12 protein-coding genes are annotated in these 14,754 nt (G+C 67.9%); 5 read left to right on the top strand and 7 right to left on the bottom strand.

Annotated features, from left to right (window positions below):
- The first annotated feature begins 2 nt into the window (after positions 1-2).
- Positions 3-1,082: a TrbI/VirB10 family protein gene (locus tag AB4Z00_RS13610; protein ID WP_132263960.1), complete on the top strand. Its 1,080-nt coding sequence runs from the start codon at positions 3-5 to the stop codon at positions 1,080-1,082.
- 18 nt (positions 1,083-1,100) lie between these two features.
- Positions 1,101-2,171, top strand: coding sequence for a P-type DNA transfer ATPase VirB11 (gene virB11, locus AB4Z00_RS13605; protein WP_132263958.1), 1,071 nt, complete (start codon positions 1,101-1,103; stop codon positions 2,169-2,171).
- A 184-nt stretch (positions 2,172-2,355) separates the two neighbouring features.
- Here virB11 and AB4Z00_RS13600 read toward each other — a convergent pair whose 3' ends face one another.
- Positions 2,356-3,852 carry a Ppx/GppA phosphatase family protein gene (locus AB4Z00_RS13600; RefSeq protein WP_442046315.1) on the bottom strand — a complete coding sequence of 499 codons (1,497 nt, stop codon included), beginning with the start codon at positions 3,850-3,852 and terminating at the stop codon, positions 2,356-2,358.
- 47 nt (positions 3,853-3,899) lie between these two features.
- Complete coding sequence (locus AB4Z00_RS13595; RefSeq protein ID WP_442046314.1) at positions 3,900-6,068, bottom strand: RNA degradosome polyphosphate kinase; 2,169 nt, start codon at positions 6,066-6,068, stop codon at positions 3,900-3,902.
- 145 nt (positions 6,069-6,213) lie between these two features.
- On the opposite strand from AB4Z00_RS13595, the gene AB4Z00_RS13590 reads away from it, so the two are divergent.
- Positions 6,214-6,495, top strand: coding sequence for a DUF1294 domain-containing protein (locus AB4Z00_RS13590; protein ID WP_442046313.1), 282 nt, complete (start codon positions 6,214-6,216; stop codon positions 6,493-6,495).
- A gap of 3 nt (positions 6,496-6,498) precedes the next feature.
- Here the strand turns inward: AB4Z00_RS13590 and AB4Z00_RS13585 are convergent, their stop codons facing one another.
- From AB4Z00_RS13585 to AB4Z00_RS13565, 5 genes are all read right to left on the bottom strand, one after another.
- The gene (locus AB4Z00_RS13585; protein ID WP_442046312.1) at positions 6,499-8,076 is read right to left on the bottom strand and encodes a carboxylesterase/lipase family protein; all 1,578 of its coding nucleotides are present in this window, start codon (positions 8,074-8,076) and stop codon (positions 6,499-6,501) included.
- A gap of 75 nt (positions 8,077-8,151) precedes the next feature.
- The gene (locus AB4Z00_RS13580) at positions 8,152-9,162 is read right to left on the bottom strand and encodes a sugar kinase (RefSeq protein WP_314464646.1); all 1,011 of its coding nucleotides are present in this window, start codon (positions 9,160-9,162) and stop codon (positions 8,152-8,154) included.
- A gap of 14 nt (positions 9,163-9,176) precedes the next feature.
- Positions 9,177-9,947, bottom strand: coding sequence for a 2-dehydro-3-deoxy-D-gluconate 5-dehydrogenase KduD (kduD, locus tag AB4Z00_RS13575; protein ID WP_442046311.1), 771 nt, complete (start codon positions 9,945-9,947; stop codon positions 9,177-9,179).
- A 212-nt stretch (positions 9,948-10,159) separates the two neighbouring features.
- Positions 10,160-10,996, bottom strand: coding sequence for a 5-dehydro-4-deoxy-D-glucuronate isomerase (gene kduI / locus AB4Z00_RS13570; RefSeq protein WP_132263944.1), 837 nt, complete (start codon positions 10,994-10,996; stop codon positions 10,160-10,162).
- Positions 10,997-11,167: 171 nt separating this feature from the next.
- Complete coding sequence (locus AB4Z00_RS13565) at positions 11,168-12,202, bottom strand: LacI family DNA-binding transcriptional regulator (RefSeq protein WP_132263942.1); 1,035 nt, start codon at positions 12,200-12,202, stop codon at positions 11,168-11,170.
- 280 nt (positions 12,203-12,482) lie between these two features.
- On the opposite strand from AB4Z00_RS13565, the gene AB4Z00_RS13560 reads away from it, so the two are divergent.
- Positions 12,483-13,286 carry a 2-keto-4-pentenoate hydratase gene (locus tag AB4Z00_RS13560; protein ID WP_442046310.1) on the top strand — a complete coding sequence of 268 codons (804 nt, stop codon included), beginning with the start codon at positions 12,483-12,485 and terminating at the stop codon, positions 13,284-13,286.
- Between the two features lie 55 nt (positions 13,287-13,341).
- Positions 13,342-14,697 (top strand): MFS transporter, encoded by a 1,356-nt coding sequence (locus tag AB4Z00_RS13555; protein WP_442046309.1) that lies wholly within the window; start codon positions 13,342-13,344, stop codon positions 14,695-14,697.
- Positions 14,698-14,754: the final 57 nt, after the last annotated feature.

Below are 14,754 nucleotides of genomic sequence, written 5' to 3'. Positions count from 1 at the left end.
ACATGGCGCCCAATTCCACACTGCGTGAGAAGTTCGAAAGCACGGCCGGCGCCGATCCGCGTGACGGCGAGGGCGCACAGGTCATCGACCTGGCCACGCGCAACGTCATGCCGCAGGTCAGCCAGCGCAAGAAGGCCGATGGCCTGGGCCTGGCCGCCGGCGTCCTGATCGTGGCCGCCCTGGGCGGCTTGACCCTCTGGTCGATGGACTCGGTCCGCAATGGACCGGCGGCCCAGCCCCAGCCCGCCGCGCCGCAGCCGATCGCGCCGCCCGCTCCTGCGCCGGTCGCCGCTGCGCCGCAGCCCGAAGCGACGCCCGCCCCGCTGCCGGCGCCTGCGCCCGCTCCGGTCCTGGCGGCCGCTCCCGGCGCCGCGCCCGCGCCCGAGGCCAATCCCTTCGCCAACCCCACCGTGGTGTTCGATGCCGGCGGCAATGCCGTGACGATCCCCGCCGTGGGCGCAGCCGGAGAAGGCAAGGCGGCCAATCCCAACGACGATTTCGCCGCACGCATCGGCGGCACCGGCACCACGGCCGCTGCGGCCCATACTTTCGATCCCGCCACCACGGTCACCCAGGGCACCCTGATCCCGGCCGTGCTGGAAACGGCGATCGACACGGACGTGCCCGGCTACGTCCGCGCGATCGTCTCGGCCGACGTCCGCAGCTTCGACGGCAAGCGCACGCTGGTCCCGCGCTCCTCGCGCCTGATCGGCCAGTACAAGAGCGGCCTAACCGCGGGCCAGAAGCGCGCCTACGTGATCTGGAGCCGCCTGATCCGTCCGGACGGCGTCTCGGTCAACCTCGGCTCGCCGGCCATTGCCTTCGGCGGCGAGACGGGCCTTCCGGGCAAGGTCAACAGCCACTTCTTCGAACGCTTCGGTTCGGCCATGCTGCTTTCGGTCGTCGGCGGCCTGTCCACGCTCGCCACCAGCGGCTCTAGCGTGGTGGTCGGCGGCGGTCAGTCCGCGGCGGCAGCCGCCGTCCAGCAGAGCGGCAGCGTCGGTCCGACGATCCGCGTCCGCCAGGGCGAACCGATCCGCGTCTTCACCGCCAAGGACCTGGATTTCAGCCAGGTCCAGTGATCCAGGTCTCGTTGCAACATGGTCGCCGACGTCTTCTCCCTTCAGCCCGAGCGCTCCGCGATCGGCAAGCCCGTGACTGACCCCGAAGCCGGGGCCGGCCTTTCCGCGGCGCGATCGGTCTATCTCGACGCCTATCTGGCGCCGCTGCGCCCGTGGCTCGACCGCGAGACGGTGACCGAGATCCTCGTCAACCGCCCCGGCGAGATCTGGGTGGAGGACGCGGCGCATCCGGGGATGCAGCATATCCGGTTGCCGGAGATGGACAACCGCCTGCTCCAGCGCCTGGCGGAACAGGTGGCGCGGATCAGCCACCAGGGCATCAACCGCGAACATCCGCTGCTTTCCGCCACTTTGCCCGGCTACGGCAGCCACTCCGGCCAGAGCGGCGGCGGCGCGCGTATCCAGCTCGTCGGGCCGCCGGCGACGCGCTCCAACTGGGCCATGGCGATCCGTCGCCATCGTCTGCTCGAATTGCCGCTGGACGCTTACGACCGCGGGCCGATCGCCCCGCTGGTGGAAGAGCCGACGCCCGACCCCATGGCCGAGCCGATCGCCTTCCTGCGCGATGCCATCCGCCGCCGCCGCACCATCCTGATCTCGGGCGGCACCTCGACCGGCAAGACAACCTTCCTCAACGCCATGCTTTCGGAAATCCCGCAGCATGAGCGCGTCGTCGTGGTGGAAGATACCGCCGAACTGCGACTGCCGGGCGCCAATGGCGTCGGCCTGATCGCGGTGAAGGGCGAACTCGGCGAGGCCAAGGTCTCGGCCAACGACTTGCTTCAGGCCGCCTTGCGCCTGCGCCCCGACCGCATCGTGCTGGGGGAACTGCGCGGCAGCGAGACCGTCTCGTTCCTGCGCGCCATCAACACCGGCCATCCCGGCTCCTTCTCCACCGTCCACGCGAACACGCCGCGCGGCGCGCTGGAGCAGATCGCGCTGATGTCCATGCAGACCGGCATTGGCCTCACGCGCGCGGAGACGCTGGAGTATGCGGCGTCCGTGATCGACATCGTCGTGCAGCTGGACCGCCAGGGCGGCAAGCGCGGCATCAGCCAGATCGCCGAAAGCGCGACCCTGGTGGGATAGCACGGAGCGCTCGACCTTCGAGCGCTCCCCAAAGCGAGCCCGCGATCGTCCAGAACCGCGCGCCGCGCGCCTCCATGCCCGCAAACACCCCCGTCATCGCGAACGTGTTTCAGGACCCGTTCGTGACCGCCGAGTGGCCCGTTCGGCGACCGGCTGCACCTATCGGGTCAGCTTCCGGCGGCGTTCAATCCACCAAGGCCGGCCCGCTGGAATCGCGAACCTCGCAGGCCAGGCCCAGCCAATCGGCCAGCGCCTTGTGGTCCTTGGCCACGCCGGGGCTGTAGAGCGGGCGCATGGTGGGAGAGAGGGTGAGCACCAGCTTGCCGTCCTCGCTGCGGACGGCGCTCTGGGCAAGGCCCTGCGCCGAACAGCCGGTAAGGCGGCGGCACAGCCGCACGGCCAGGCCCCAGCCGATCGCCCGGTCCAGGTCTTCCTGAACGGCGAGGCGGGTGAACTGTTCGGGCACTTCGGTCTGGCCGGAATTGGCGAAGACGGTCATGGCCATCATGCCGCGTCCGTGCATGTCGAGGCCGATCCAGCGCTTGCGCAGGGCCCAGGTCATGGCTTCCTCGGTACGCAGGTTCGGTTCGGTGCGCATCGCGGCCAGGGCGAGCAGGCCGGAGGCCTGGCGAAGCTGGCGATCCTGCGGTTCCTCGCGGCAGACCGGCGCGGTCCAGCGGGCGAGGGCCATGGCGTCGTCCGCCGTGACCCGGGCCGAGGCGGAGAAACCGGCGACGCTGGCGAGCATCGGGTCCTGCGCCTGGATTTCGGCGGGGAGCTGCGCATGAAGCAGGCCTTCGCGCAGGCCCCACGAGGAGAACACCAGCTTCGAAGGCTTGAGCCGCGCGATCACTTCCACCATCAGCGCGGCGGCATCGGGCAGGGTGGCGAGGCGGCTGGCGGAAATGCGCGGATCCACGTCATTGAGCTTGCCCTTGGCAAAGACCCGCGCGAGGCGCAGCGCTTCGGAGGCGGGAAGCTCGAAGCCGTGGGGATCGTCCACCGGGAAGTCGAGCGCGCGCATCGCCTGAAGCGCCAGGGCGCGCCAGGATCCACCGACGATGTAGAGCGGCTGGCCGCGGCCCTTGGCGTCATGGGGATCGCCCCAACCGGCCTTGTCGAGGGCCTTGTGCACGGTTTCGGAGAACCTGCTCTCGCCCGCGGCGCGCAAGTCGGGCAGCAGCAGGGTGCCGAACGGCAGGGTGATGCCGCCGGTGCTGCGGCCTTCCGCGATTTCCACGAGTTCCAGGCTGCCGCCGCCGAGGTCCGCGGCCACGCCGTGCGCGCCGGGGAAGGCGGCGATCACGCCGGTGGCGCTGGCGCGGGCTTCCTCCTCGCCCGAAAGCAGGCGCGGCGAAAGGCCGAACTGGCGCACGGCATCGAGGAAGATCTTGCCGTTGGAAGCGTCCCGCGCGGCGGCAGTGGCCACGCACTCCACGTCCTTGACGTCGAGCAGGCGCAGCAGACCCGAGAACCGGGCCAGCGCCACCAGCGCGGTCTTCATCGACTTGTCGTTGATCGCGCCGGTCTTGCCCAGATCGCGGCCGAGCCGGGCATTGACCTTCTCGTTCAGGATGACGACCGGCGCACGCGGCGGCCCGTTGTAGACGACCATGCGCACGGTGTTCGAACCAATGTCGATAATCGCGCGCTTTTCGCTGCTGTGGCTAATGCCGATCATTCCGTTCAGACGAATCGCCCGGGAGCGGGCTGCCTGCGCTCCCTATGTCAGATATTGCCGCGCCTTAGCGAGAGCTTTGGCACCTTTCGTCCACTGGCAAGCGATGCGCCGCGCCCGGAGAGCGACGGGTTGGTCATGAAATAGCGGTGGAGATTGAACGGGTTGTCGCTCTCTCCCACGCGCTCAGAAGTGCCGTCCGGATGGAGAATCCAGGACTGTTCGGTGTCCAGCAGGTTGGCCAGCATGACCTGGTCCAGCACCTGGTCGTGCACGGTCTTGTTGGTGATCGGCACCATGACCTCGACCCGGCGGTCGAGATTGCGGCTCATCGCGTCGGCCGAGGTGATGTAGACCTTGGCCTTGCGGTTGGGCAGTTCCGCGCCATTGGCGAAGGCCCAGATGCGGCAGTGTTCGAGGAAGCGGCCGATGATGGACTTGACCGCGATATTCTCGGACAGGCCCTCGATCCCGGGGCGCAGGCAGCAGATGCCGCGCACCACCAGGTCGATGTCCACCCCGGCCCGGCTGGCGGCGTAGAGGCGGTCGATCAGGTCGGGATCGGTCAGCGAATTGAGCTTGGCCCAGATCGCCGCCGGCTTGCCGTTGCGGGCATTCTCGATCTCGCCGTCGATCCCGGCGTAGATCGTCGAGCGCAGGGAGATCGGCGAGATCGACAGGCACTCGGTCACCTTGGGCTCGACATAGCCGGTGATGAAGTTGAACAGCCGGCCCACGTCGCGGCCGATCGCGGGATCGGCGGTGAAGTAGGACAAGTCGGTATAGATGCGTGCCGTGATCGGGTGATAGTTGCCGGTGCCGAAGTGGCAGTAGGTGCGGTAACCCTCACCCTCGCGGCGCACGATCATCGAGGTCTTGGCGTGGGTTTTCCAGTCCACGAAGCCGTAGATCACCTGGACGCCGGCCCGTTCGAGCTGGCTGGCCCAGAGCAGGTTCTGCTCCTCGTCGAAGCGGGCCTTCAGCTCGACCACCGCCGTCACCGACTTGCCCTGTTCGGCGGCGTAGATCAGCGCGGAGATGATCGCGGACTGCTTGCCGGCGCGGTAGAGCGTCTGCTTGATGGCGATCACGTCCGGGTCCCGCGCGGCCTGGCGCAGGAAGTCGATCACCACCTCGAAGCTTTCGTAAGGGTGCTGGACGACGATGTCCTTCTCGCGAATGGCGGCGAAGATGTCGCCGTCATGTTCGAGAATGCGTTCGGGATAGCGGGGGGAATAAGGCTCGAACTTCAGCTCGGGCCGATCCTCGTCGCAGATTGCGGAAAGGCCGGAGAAGCCGATCAGGCCTCCCGTCTTCATGATCAGCGCCTTGTCGAGGCCAAGCTGGTTGCGCAGCAGTTCCTCTGCGGAAGGATCGAAGGCGCCCTGAAGCTGGAGCACGATCACCAGGCCGCGGCGGCGGCGCTGGATCGCGGTGCGGTAGTAGCGCACCAGATCCTCGGCATCTTCCTCGATCTCGATGTCGCTGTCGCGCAGGATGCGGAACACGCCGTGGCCGTTCACGCCGAAGCCGGGGAACAGCTCGTCCGCATTGCGGCAGATCAGGTCCTCGATGGAAATCCAGGCCGCGTCCTCACCCGGGATCCGCACGAAGCGGGGCAGCGGGGCGGGGATCAGGACCATTTCCATGACCGGCGCATCGTCGGCCAGGCGCGTGAGCGCGAAGAGCACGCCGATGCCCTGGTTGGCCACGAAGGGGAAGGGGTGCGCGGGATCGATCGCCTGCGGGGTGATCACCGGCATGACGTGTTCGAGGAAGTAGCTGCGCAGCCAGGCCTCGCGGTCGCCGTCGAGGCGGGCGTCGCCCACCACGCGGATGCCGCAATCGGCCAGCTGGAGCTTGAGGTCCTTCCAGGTTTCCTGCTGGATCTGCTCCAGCTCGATCACTTTCTCGTGCGTGGAGGTCAGCGCCTGCGAGGGGGTGAGGCCGTCGATCGAGATTTCCTCGATCTGGCGGCGGACCTGCCCGGCGAGACCGGCGACGCGCACCATCAGGAATTCGTCAATGTTGCTGCCGGAAATCGACAGGAACCGCAGACGTTCGAGTACCGGATAGTTCGGATTGGTGGCTTCGGCGAGGACGCGCTCGTTGAAGGCGAGCCAACTCAGCTCGCGGTTGAAGAACCGCGCGGGCTGGGTGGAAATATCGTCGACCTCGACGATTTCCGGGGCTTCGGTGGTCTCGGTAATTTCGAGCATGTCCTGGCTCTTCACATCTGCTCCGTGTCAGTCACTGCACTTGCATGCCACGATGACAGTTTGCGGGCAGTCTGGCCAGTCTTACGGGCGGTTTGCCGGTTCTTTCGGCTGGACGGAGCCGCGCTCTGCTGGAATGGCGGCGGGGATGGACATTCCCACCCTTGTTGCCGCCTATCTCGCCCTGGCCAACCTCATCGCCTTTTTCGCTTTCGCCTTCGACAAGGGCCGGGCGATCGCGGGCGGACGGCGCGTGCCGGAGCGGCGCCTGCTGGCTTTCGCCGCGCTCGGCGGCTCGCCCGGCGCCCTGCTGGCGCGCCGCGTGCTGCGGCACAAGACGCGCAAGCAGCCGTTCGTGGACCGGCTGCGCTGGATCGTGACGGTTCAGGTGGGTGTGGTGGCGGGCCTGATCTGGGCCGCCTGGGCCTGACGATCAGGTGCCGGGCTGGACATAAGGCGCGGTAGCCCAGAGCTTGCGCTGCCAGCCGCGCGGGTCGTCCTCCATCCGCGTCTCGTCGCCGAACACCATCGTCGCCCGCGTGGGGACGGTGTAAGGGCGCCAGTCCGCCGCCCGATCGCCGGAGCCGGGACGCCCGGTTTTCGCAAGGCCGGTGAAGGCCGCCATCATCGTCTTGCTCAGCGCCCGGGCCTTGTCGTCCGTGCCGGAGAAACTGCCCGGAGCGTCGAGCGTGCCGAAGACATAGGGAATGTCGTCGGTATGCGCCGCGCCGCGCAGGGGATCGATGGGCGAGGGGCGTTCGAGCTGGTAGACCCAGGTGGCCTCGGCCCCCGCTCTGGCGCGCGCGTCCGCCTCGATCACCTGGCCCGGCCATGAGCGGCCCGCGGTGGTGGCGGCATAGTAGATCTGCTCGGCGGTCCATTCCGGCTGGCGGGCGCGGTACTGGTCGATCATCCACTGCGGATCGAGGTCGATCTTGACCTCGCGGCCGACGCGCTCGGCCAGATTGCTCCAGTCGAGGCCCTTGAGCCTGGGGCCGCGCGGGTCGAGGAAGGCGCGCGTCTCCTCGCGGGTATTGCCCAGGATCATCGGCACCGACACGGACTGCGGCGCGGCGTCCGGCCAGAAGGGATGGCGCGGCAGATTGGTCATGTCCAGCACCGGGCCGAAGTAGAGCGGGCCGCTGCCCATGACCGGATCGGTGGCGGCAAGGCCGTCCACCAGCCGTTCGATCGGCAGGTTGCGCAGGCCCTCGACATCGCCGGGCGCGAGCTTGACGGCGGCCATCAGCGCCTGCGTGCGCGCCCAGGCATGCATCGGGCCGCTGGCCTGGACTTGCTGGCCGCTCATGGTCGCGGCGCTGTGGAACAGTCCCCGTGCGGCGGGCATGGCCATGAGCGTGGCGATCTTGGCACCGCCGCCGGACTGGCCGAACACCATGACGCGCGCCGGGTCGCCGCCGAACCGGGCGATGTGATCGCGGACCCATTGCAGCGCGAGGATGAGGTCGAGCTGGCCCAGGTTGCCGCTATCGGCATACGTCGCGCCGAAGGGCTTGAGCCAGGCATAGCCGAGGGCATTGAGGCGGTGATTCACCGAAACGACCACCACGTCGCCGCTGCCCGCCAGCCGGGCGCCGTGGGTGAGGGGGTCGGTGACCGAGCCGGTGGTATAGGCGCCGCCGTGGAAATAGACCATGACCGCGCGCCTGGCGGCCGGGTTCGCCTCGGGCGTCCAGAGGTTGAGGAAGAGGCAGTCCTCGGCCTGACGCTCGCTGTCGAGGCCGCGCTGGGGGCAGATCGGGGCGAAGGCCTGGGCCTTGACCGGCGGCCCGGCCCAGGGTTCGGCCACTGCCCGCGCGAACCGCGCGGCGCGGCCGTAGCGGATGCCCTTGAAGGCGAGCACGCCCTGTTCGGCAAGGCCGGTGTAGCGGCCGACGACCGGCGCGGCGGCCGAGCCCGGTGAGGGCCGTGCCAGAAGCGGCGCGGGGGCTGCGGCAAGGGCCGCTGCCGAGGCCACCAGGGTGCGGCGAGTGATGCGCGGTGCCGTCATATGCTCCCTCTCCCCCAGGTCGTGCCGGATCGGGTCCGGGGCGACGATCCGGCCGGCCTCAGCTTGCGCCCAGGCTCACCGCCTGACATCGCCTCCGGAAATCGAGAAGGCGTCCAGTTCGGCGCGGCCGATGAGGCTCATGTCGCCGTGCAGCGAGTGCTTGAGCACCGTATAGGCCAGCCCCGCGTGGGCCATGGCGGACAAGTCGCCCGCCTCCAGCCACTGGTGCAGCACGCCGGCCGCGAAAGCGTCTCCGGTGCCGATGCGGTCGACGATGCCGGTCACGTCGGCTTCGGCGGTCTGGACGGCATCGTCCCGGCCGTCGACGCGGGCGGCGATGCGGTGGTGACCGGCATTGACGACATGGCGCGCTGTCGAGGCGATCACCTGCAGGTTCGGGAAGGCCGCGAAGGCCGCCTCGGCCGCTTCGCGGCGGCGGTCGGCGCCATCGCCGGAGAAGGTCTCACCCAGCAGCAGCGAGATGTCGCGGTGGTTGCCGATCATCACCGTGGCGGCCGAAACCATCTCGGTAAGGATCTCGCGCGGGTTGCTGTCCCAGCTTTCCCAGAGGAGGGCGCGGTAGTTGCCGTCGAAGCAGATCGGCACGCCGGCTTCCTGCGCGGCGCGCACTGCGGCCTTGGCCAGCGAGACGCCGCCCGGCCCGAGCGCCGGGGTGATGCCGGACAAGTGCAGCAAACGCGCGCCGTCCAGCGCGGCGGCGAAGTCGAAATCATCCACGGCGGACTGCGCGAAAGCGCTGCCGGCGCGGTCGTAAGTGATGGCCGAAGGGCGCAGGCCCGCGCCGGTCTCCAGGAAATAGAGCCCCATGCGGCCCGGCCCGGAAGTCACGCCCGAAAGGCCCACGCCTGCTGCGCCCAGCGCCGCGCGGCACTTGTCGCCCAGCGGGTTGGCGGGCAGGCGGGACACCATGCGCACTTCGTGGCCGAGCGAGGCAAGACCCGAGGCGACATTGGCTTCGGCCCCGCCCACGACCATGTCGAGCGCATCGGACTGGACCACCAGCCGCGCGTCATGGGTGGCGAAACGGATCAGCACTTCGCCGAAGCAGGTAACGTGGCCAGTCATAGTCTAGAAATTCCTCAGCGCGCGAGCCAACCGCCGTCTACGGCGAGGACGTGTCCTGTCACATAGTCCGAAGCCGGGGAAGCCAGGAACACGGCGGCGCCGGCAATATCCTTGGGATCTCCCCAGCGGCCAGTGGGAATACGCTCCAGAATCTGGCGGTTGCGCGTCTCGTCGCCCTGCAGCGCGGCGGTGTTGTTGGTGGCAATGTAGCCCGGCGCGATGGCGTTGACCTGCACGCCCTTTGGCGCCAGTTCGTTGGCCATGGCCTTGGTCACGCCGCCCACGCCGGACTTCGYCGCCGCATAGCTGGGCACGCGGATGCCGCCCTGGAACGTCAGCAGCGAGGCGATGTTGACGATCTTTCCGGCGCTGTTGCCTTCCCGGGCGCGCTCAACCATGCCCCTGGCCGCCGCCTGGCTGAGGAAGAACAGCGTCTTGAGATTGGTGTCCATCACCGCGTCCCAGTCCTCCTCGGAGAACTGGAGCAAGTCGTCGCGGCGGATGATGCCGGCATTGTTGACGAGAATGTCGACCTTGCCCAGCCCGGCCACCGCCTCGTCGATCACGCGGCCCACGGGCTCGATCGAGGAGAGGTCGGCCTTGATGTTCACGCACTTGCGCCCGGTCGCTTCGATCAGCGCGATGGTCTCGGCCGGTTCGCTGCGGCCGGCGAGGGCGACGTCGGCGCCCGCTTCCGCAAGCGCCACGGCTATGGCCTGCCCGATCCCGGTGTTGGCGCCGGTCACCAGCGCGGCCTTGCCTTCGAGGCTGAAGGAAATCGCCATACGTTAAGTCCTGTCCCAATCTCGCTCGTGGCCCGGAAATCGCCCGAACCCATCTTCGGCCCCCGCTCCTCTTCGGCCCTCACTTCGTCATGGCGAGCGTAGCGAAGCAATCCAGAGCGGTGGTCCACGACGCCCTGGATTGCTTCGTCGCTCCGCTCCTCGCAAAGACGAGGGTAGGGGAGCGACGAGGCAAGTTCCGAAAGGCTGCTGCCTTACTGAAGCTGGCAGATGTCCAGCACGTTCATGTCGGTATAGTCGAGGTTTTCCCCGCCCATGGCCCAGATGAACGCGTACTTCTTGGTGCCCGAGCCCATGTGGATCGACCAGGGCGGGCTGATGACGGCCTCTTCGTTGGCGATCACGATGTGGCGCATCTGGTCCGGCTCGCCCATGTAGTGGAAGATGCGGTCGTTCTCTTCCGGCAGCTCGAAGTAGAGGTAGATTTCCGAGCGGCGGTCGTGGAGGTGCGGCGGCATCGTGTTCCAGACCGAGCCTTCTTCCAGCACGGTCAGGCCCAGCAGCAGCTGCGCGCTCTCGCAGACGCCGGGGATCACCAGCTGGTAGATCGTGCGCTGGTTCGAATTGGCAAGATCGCCGCGCGCCAGCGGGTTGGCCTGGTCAAGCGTGATGTGCTTGATCGGCAGCGTCTTGTGGGCGGGAACCGAGGCGATGTAGAAGCGGGCGGTCTCGCCCTCGAAAGTCACCTCGGTCGAGCCCATGGGCACGTAGAGGCATTCCTTGTTCTGCATTTCGAAGCGCTGGCCGTCGACCGTGATCGCGCCCGGGCCGCCGATGTTGACGATGCCGGCTTCGCGGCGTTCAAGGAAGGGGTGGCCTTCCGCGCTTTTCGGCACGGTCTGGGCGGGCAGCTTGAGCGGCCCCTGCGAGGGCACCGCGCCGCCGATCACGAAACGCTCGTTGTGCGAATAGTTGAGGCTGACCTTGCCGTCTTCGAACATGCCGGTGACGAGGTAGCGATCGCGCAGTTCCTCGTTGGAGACGCACTCCATCATGTCGGGATGGGTGGCGTGGTAGGTCTTGCAGAACACGGGGGCTCTCCCTTGTGGAATTCAGTTCCGTATGGTGGGACGTTATTACGCTTCAGGTCAAGTCTTATCCGGTCTTGGTAACCGGTGTCAATGTTCCGCCGGGCGTGTTTCTCCCCGGTTCCGGCGCGTCCGTTTTCGGCCCCGGCAGCGGGCCGGGTGTCCGGTCGGCGCTCAGGCCGTGCGTTCGGGCGCGGCTACCGAGGCGCGGCGCACCAGGTCGGAAAGGAACAGCGAAGGCTGGTCGGCCGCGCCGCCCGGGTCGATCAGCTTGTGCGCGGCGGCCGTGGCCATCGGCACGATCGGCCAGCGCACGGTGGTGAGCGGCGGCCAGATATGGGCGGCGATGGCGGTATCGTCGAAGCCGATGATGGAGAGCTGCTCGGGCACGGAAATGCCCTTGGCCCGCGCCGCATGGAGGACGCCGGCGGCCATCTCGTCATTGCTGCAGAAGATCGCGGTGGGGCGCGGATCGGCGGAGAGCAGGCGTTCCCCCGCGGCCAGGCCCGATTCGAAGCGGTAGTCCCCGCGCGCGCCGATCTTCGGATCGAGCTTGAGCCCGGCCGAGGCCAGCCCGTCGATGAAGCCCAGTTCGCGCTCGTGCGCCGAGCGGAAGCCCTCCGGTCCGGCGATGAAGCCGATGCGGCGATGGCCCAGGCTGGTCAGCCACGACACCGCTTCGCGCACGGCATGGCGGTCGTTCGAGGCGACGAGGTGGCTGTCGTCATCCAGCCGGGCCGAACCCATGCGCACCAGCGTGCAGCCCAGTTCGCGGCAGACCGCCGCCAGCCCGTCGTTCTCGGAAATCGGCGGCAGCAGCAGCACGCCGTAGAGCCGCTGCTGTTCGATGAAGCGGCGGATGTCCTCCAGCATCGTCGGCGAGTGGCGGTCCACCGGGCGCACGACGAGGGCGAACTCGGTGTCGCGGATGGCTTCGAGAATGCCTTCCTGCACGCCCAGCACCATCTGCGCGTTCGGGTTGTCGTGGATCAGGCCGATGAGGAAATTGCGGCGCAGCGCCAGTGCGCGCGCCTGCGGATTGGGCACGTAGCCGATCTCCGCGATCACGGCTTCCACTTTCTCGCGCGTGGCCTGGCCCAGGAGCGGGGACTTGTTGATGACGCGGCTGACGGTTTTCTTGGAGACGCCGGAAAGGCGCGCGACGTCGTTGATGGTCGGCTTGGTGTCGCGTCTGAATTCGTCCGGCATCCTAGCCCCTTTGGCGGCACCGCTTGCGGCTTCGCCCGATATGTTGTGAGCCGCTTGCCTTCTTGCGCGCGGAAAGGCAAGATGACACCGGTTTCCATATCTTGGAAGCCCTCAATTTCGCGTTACCGCCAGCTGCGGCGTACACGCCCTCCGCTCCACCCGCTGCCCCGGTAATGCAACCCTTTGACAAGGCCACGGGATCGAGAGGCATCGCGCTTTTGATTTGCCTATGACACCGGTTTCCTTTAACGACGGCAACCAGAACAACGAAGGGTTTGGGATGAGTTCCAACGAGCAGGCCAGAACGATTGCGGGGGCATTCGTATCGGCGCGGCGCGAGATGCGGGCGCTGGCCGAATACCCCGGAGAGGCACCTTCCGATCTTGCCGCTGCCTATGCGATCCAGGACCTTGCCATCGGGCTGGACGGCCGCACGGTCGCCGGCTGGAAAGTGGGCAGGATCAACGTCCCCGAAGACACGCGCCTGGGCGCCGACCGGCTGACCGGGCCGATCTTCACGGACAGCGTCGTCACTGTCGCTGCGGCCGAGGCGCCGGAAATGCCGGTCTTCGCCCGGGGCTTCGCCGCGGCGGAAGCGGAATTCCTGCTGCATGTCGCGCCGGGCTGGGACGGTGTCGTGCCCGCCGATGACGAGGGCACCCGCAAGGTGCTGGACGCCGTGCACATCGGCATCGAAGTGGCCAGCTCGCCTTACCCCGGCATCAACGCCGATGGGCCGCCGGTCACCGTTTCCGATTTCGGCAACAACGCCGGCATGGTGATCGGTCCGGTGCTGGAAGGCTGGGAAACCGCCACTTTCGAGGCGATCACCGTGCGCTTCGAGATCGACGGGCAGGAGATCGCCTCGGCAACCACCGCGACCATGCTGGACGGCCCGCTGGGCGCGGTGCGGTTCCTGCTTGCGAACCTTGCCTCGCGCGGTATCGACTGCAGCGGCGGGACCTGGGTTTCGACCGGCGCGGTCACGGGGGTCCATCCGGTGGTGCCGGGGCAAAGGGTTCTGGCGCATTTCGAGGGACATGGCAGCATAGGCTGCAAGATCGCGGCGGCGGTGCCCGCATAGGAAGAATGCATCGGCAGGCCCGAAAACGGTGCCGCCGAAGAGGGAGCAGGATTAGATGAACGCAGGCATTCCCGAAAGCCATCTCACGGATGGTTCCGGAGCCGCCAAATCCGCAACGGGGGTTCCCGGAGCAGACGGTTCCGGGGCCGACCGCCAGGGAATCCATCCCACCGCGGGGCGCTATCGCTGGGTGATCGTCGCGCTGCTCTTCGCGGCGACGGCGATCAACTATATCGACCGGCAGATGATCGGCGTGCTCAAGCCCACGCTCGAGGCCGAATTCCACTGGACCGAGTCCGACTTCGCGGGAATCGTCTTCTGGTTCCAGCTCGCCTACGCGATCGGTTACCTCTCCTTCGGCAAAGTGGTGGACGTCCTGGGCGCGCGGATCGGCTATGCCATCGCCCTGGTCATCTGGACCATCAGCCACATGGCGCACGGCTTCGCCAGCGGGGTGACCTCCTTCGCGATGGCGCGCTTCGGGCTCGGCATCGGCGAATCGGGCAATTTCCCCGCCGGCATCCRCGCCGTCACCGACTGGTTCCCGCAGAAGGAGCGCGCCTTCGCGATCGGCCTGTTCAATGCCGGCGCCAATGTCGGCGCGATCCTGACGCCGCTGATCGTGCCGCTGCTGGTGCTCTGGTTCGACTGGCGCGTGGCCTTCTTCGTCACCGGCATCTTCGGCATTCTCTGGCTGATCGCCTGGTGGGCGATGTACCGCCATCCCAACGAGCACGCCCGCGTCACGCGCGGCGAACTCGCCTGGATCCAGCAGGACCCGGCCGACCCGGTCGAGAAGATCGGCTGGTCGAAGCTGCTGACCGTCCGCGAGACATGGGCCTTCGCCCTCGGCAAGTTCCTGATCGACCCGATCTGGTGGTTCTTCCTGTTCTGGCTGCCGGGCTACCTGTTCGAGCGCTACAACCTCGACCTCAAGACCTTCGGCCTGCCGCTTGCGGCGATCTACCTGATTTCCGACCTTGGCAGCGTGGGCGGCGGCTGGCTTTCCTCCAGGCTCATCAAGGCGGGGAAGACGCCGAACTTCGCGCGCAAGATCACGATGCTGATTTGCGCCTTCTGCGTGCTGCCGATCTGGTTCGCGCAGTCGCTGGACAGCGTCTGGGCCGCCGTGCTGGTAATCGGTATCGCCACGGCCGCACACCAGGCCTTCTCGGCCAATCTCTACACTTTCCCGTCCGACGTCTTCCCGCGCGGCGCGGTGGGATCGGTGGTGGGCATCGGCGGCACCGTCGGCGCTTTCGGCGGCATGGGCATGGCGCTCTTCGCGGGCTACATCCTCGACACGACGCACAGCTACGAGGTGCTCTTCGGGATCTGCGCGGGGGCCTATCTGCTGGCGCTGGCGGTGGTTCACCTGCTCAGCCCGAGGCTGGCACCGGCGAAAGTCTGAGAGCGCCGGACTTGACGGCCAGGTTCCGGGGGCGATGCCCCCGGAACCTGCGGCCAC

The organism is Novosphingobium sp. YAF33 (assembly GCF_052113265.1).
Taxonomy (GTDB): Bacteria; Pseudomonadota; Alphaproteobacteria; order Sphingomonadales; family Sphingomonadaceae; genus Novosphingobium.
Note: the sequence above shows the minus strand (reverse complement) of the source record. Positions and strands in the feature narration are given on the sequence as shown.

Coding starts and splice junctions, on each gene's coding strand:
- AB4Z00_RS13610 (WP_132263960.1), top strand. CDS start 3: ATGGCGCCCAATTCCACACTGCGTGAGAAGTTCGAAAGCACGGCCGGC.
- virB11 (WP_132263958.1), top strand. CDS start 1,101: ATGGTCGCCGACGTCTTCTCCCTTCAGCCCGAGCGCTCCGCGATCGGC.
- AB4Z00_RS13600 (WP_442046315.1), bottom strand. CDS start 3,852: ATGATCGGCATTAGCCACAGCAGCGAAAAGCGCGCGATTATCGACATT.
- AB4Z00_RS13595 (WP_442046314.1), bottom strand. CDS start 6,068: ATGCTCGAAATTACCGAGACCACCGAAGCCCCGGAAATCGTCGAGGTC.
- AB4Z00_RS13590 (WP_442046313.1), top strand. CDS start 6,214: ATGGACATTCCCACCCTTGTTGCCGCCTATCTCGCCCTGGCCAACCTC.
- AB4Z00_RS13585 (WP_442046312.1), bottom strand. CDS start 8,076: ATGACGGCACCGCGCATCACTCGCCGCACCCTGGTGGCCTCGGCAGCG.
- AB4Z00_RS13580 (WP_314464646.1), bottom strand. CDS start 9,162: ATGACTGGCCACGTTACCTGCTTCGGCGAAGTGCTGATCCGTTTCGCC.
- AB4Z00_RS13565 (WP_132263942.1), bottom strand. CDS start 12,202: ATGCCGGACGAATTCAGACGCGACACCAAGCCGACCATCAACGACGTC.
- AB4Z00_RS13560 (WP_442046310.1), top strand. CDS start 12,483: ATGAGTTCCAACGAGCAGGCCAGAACGATTGCGGGGGCATTCGTATCG.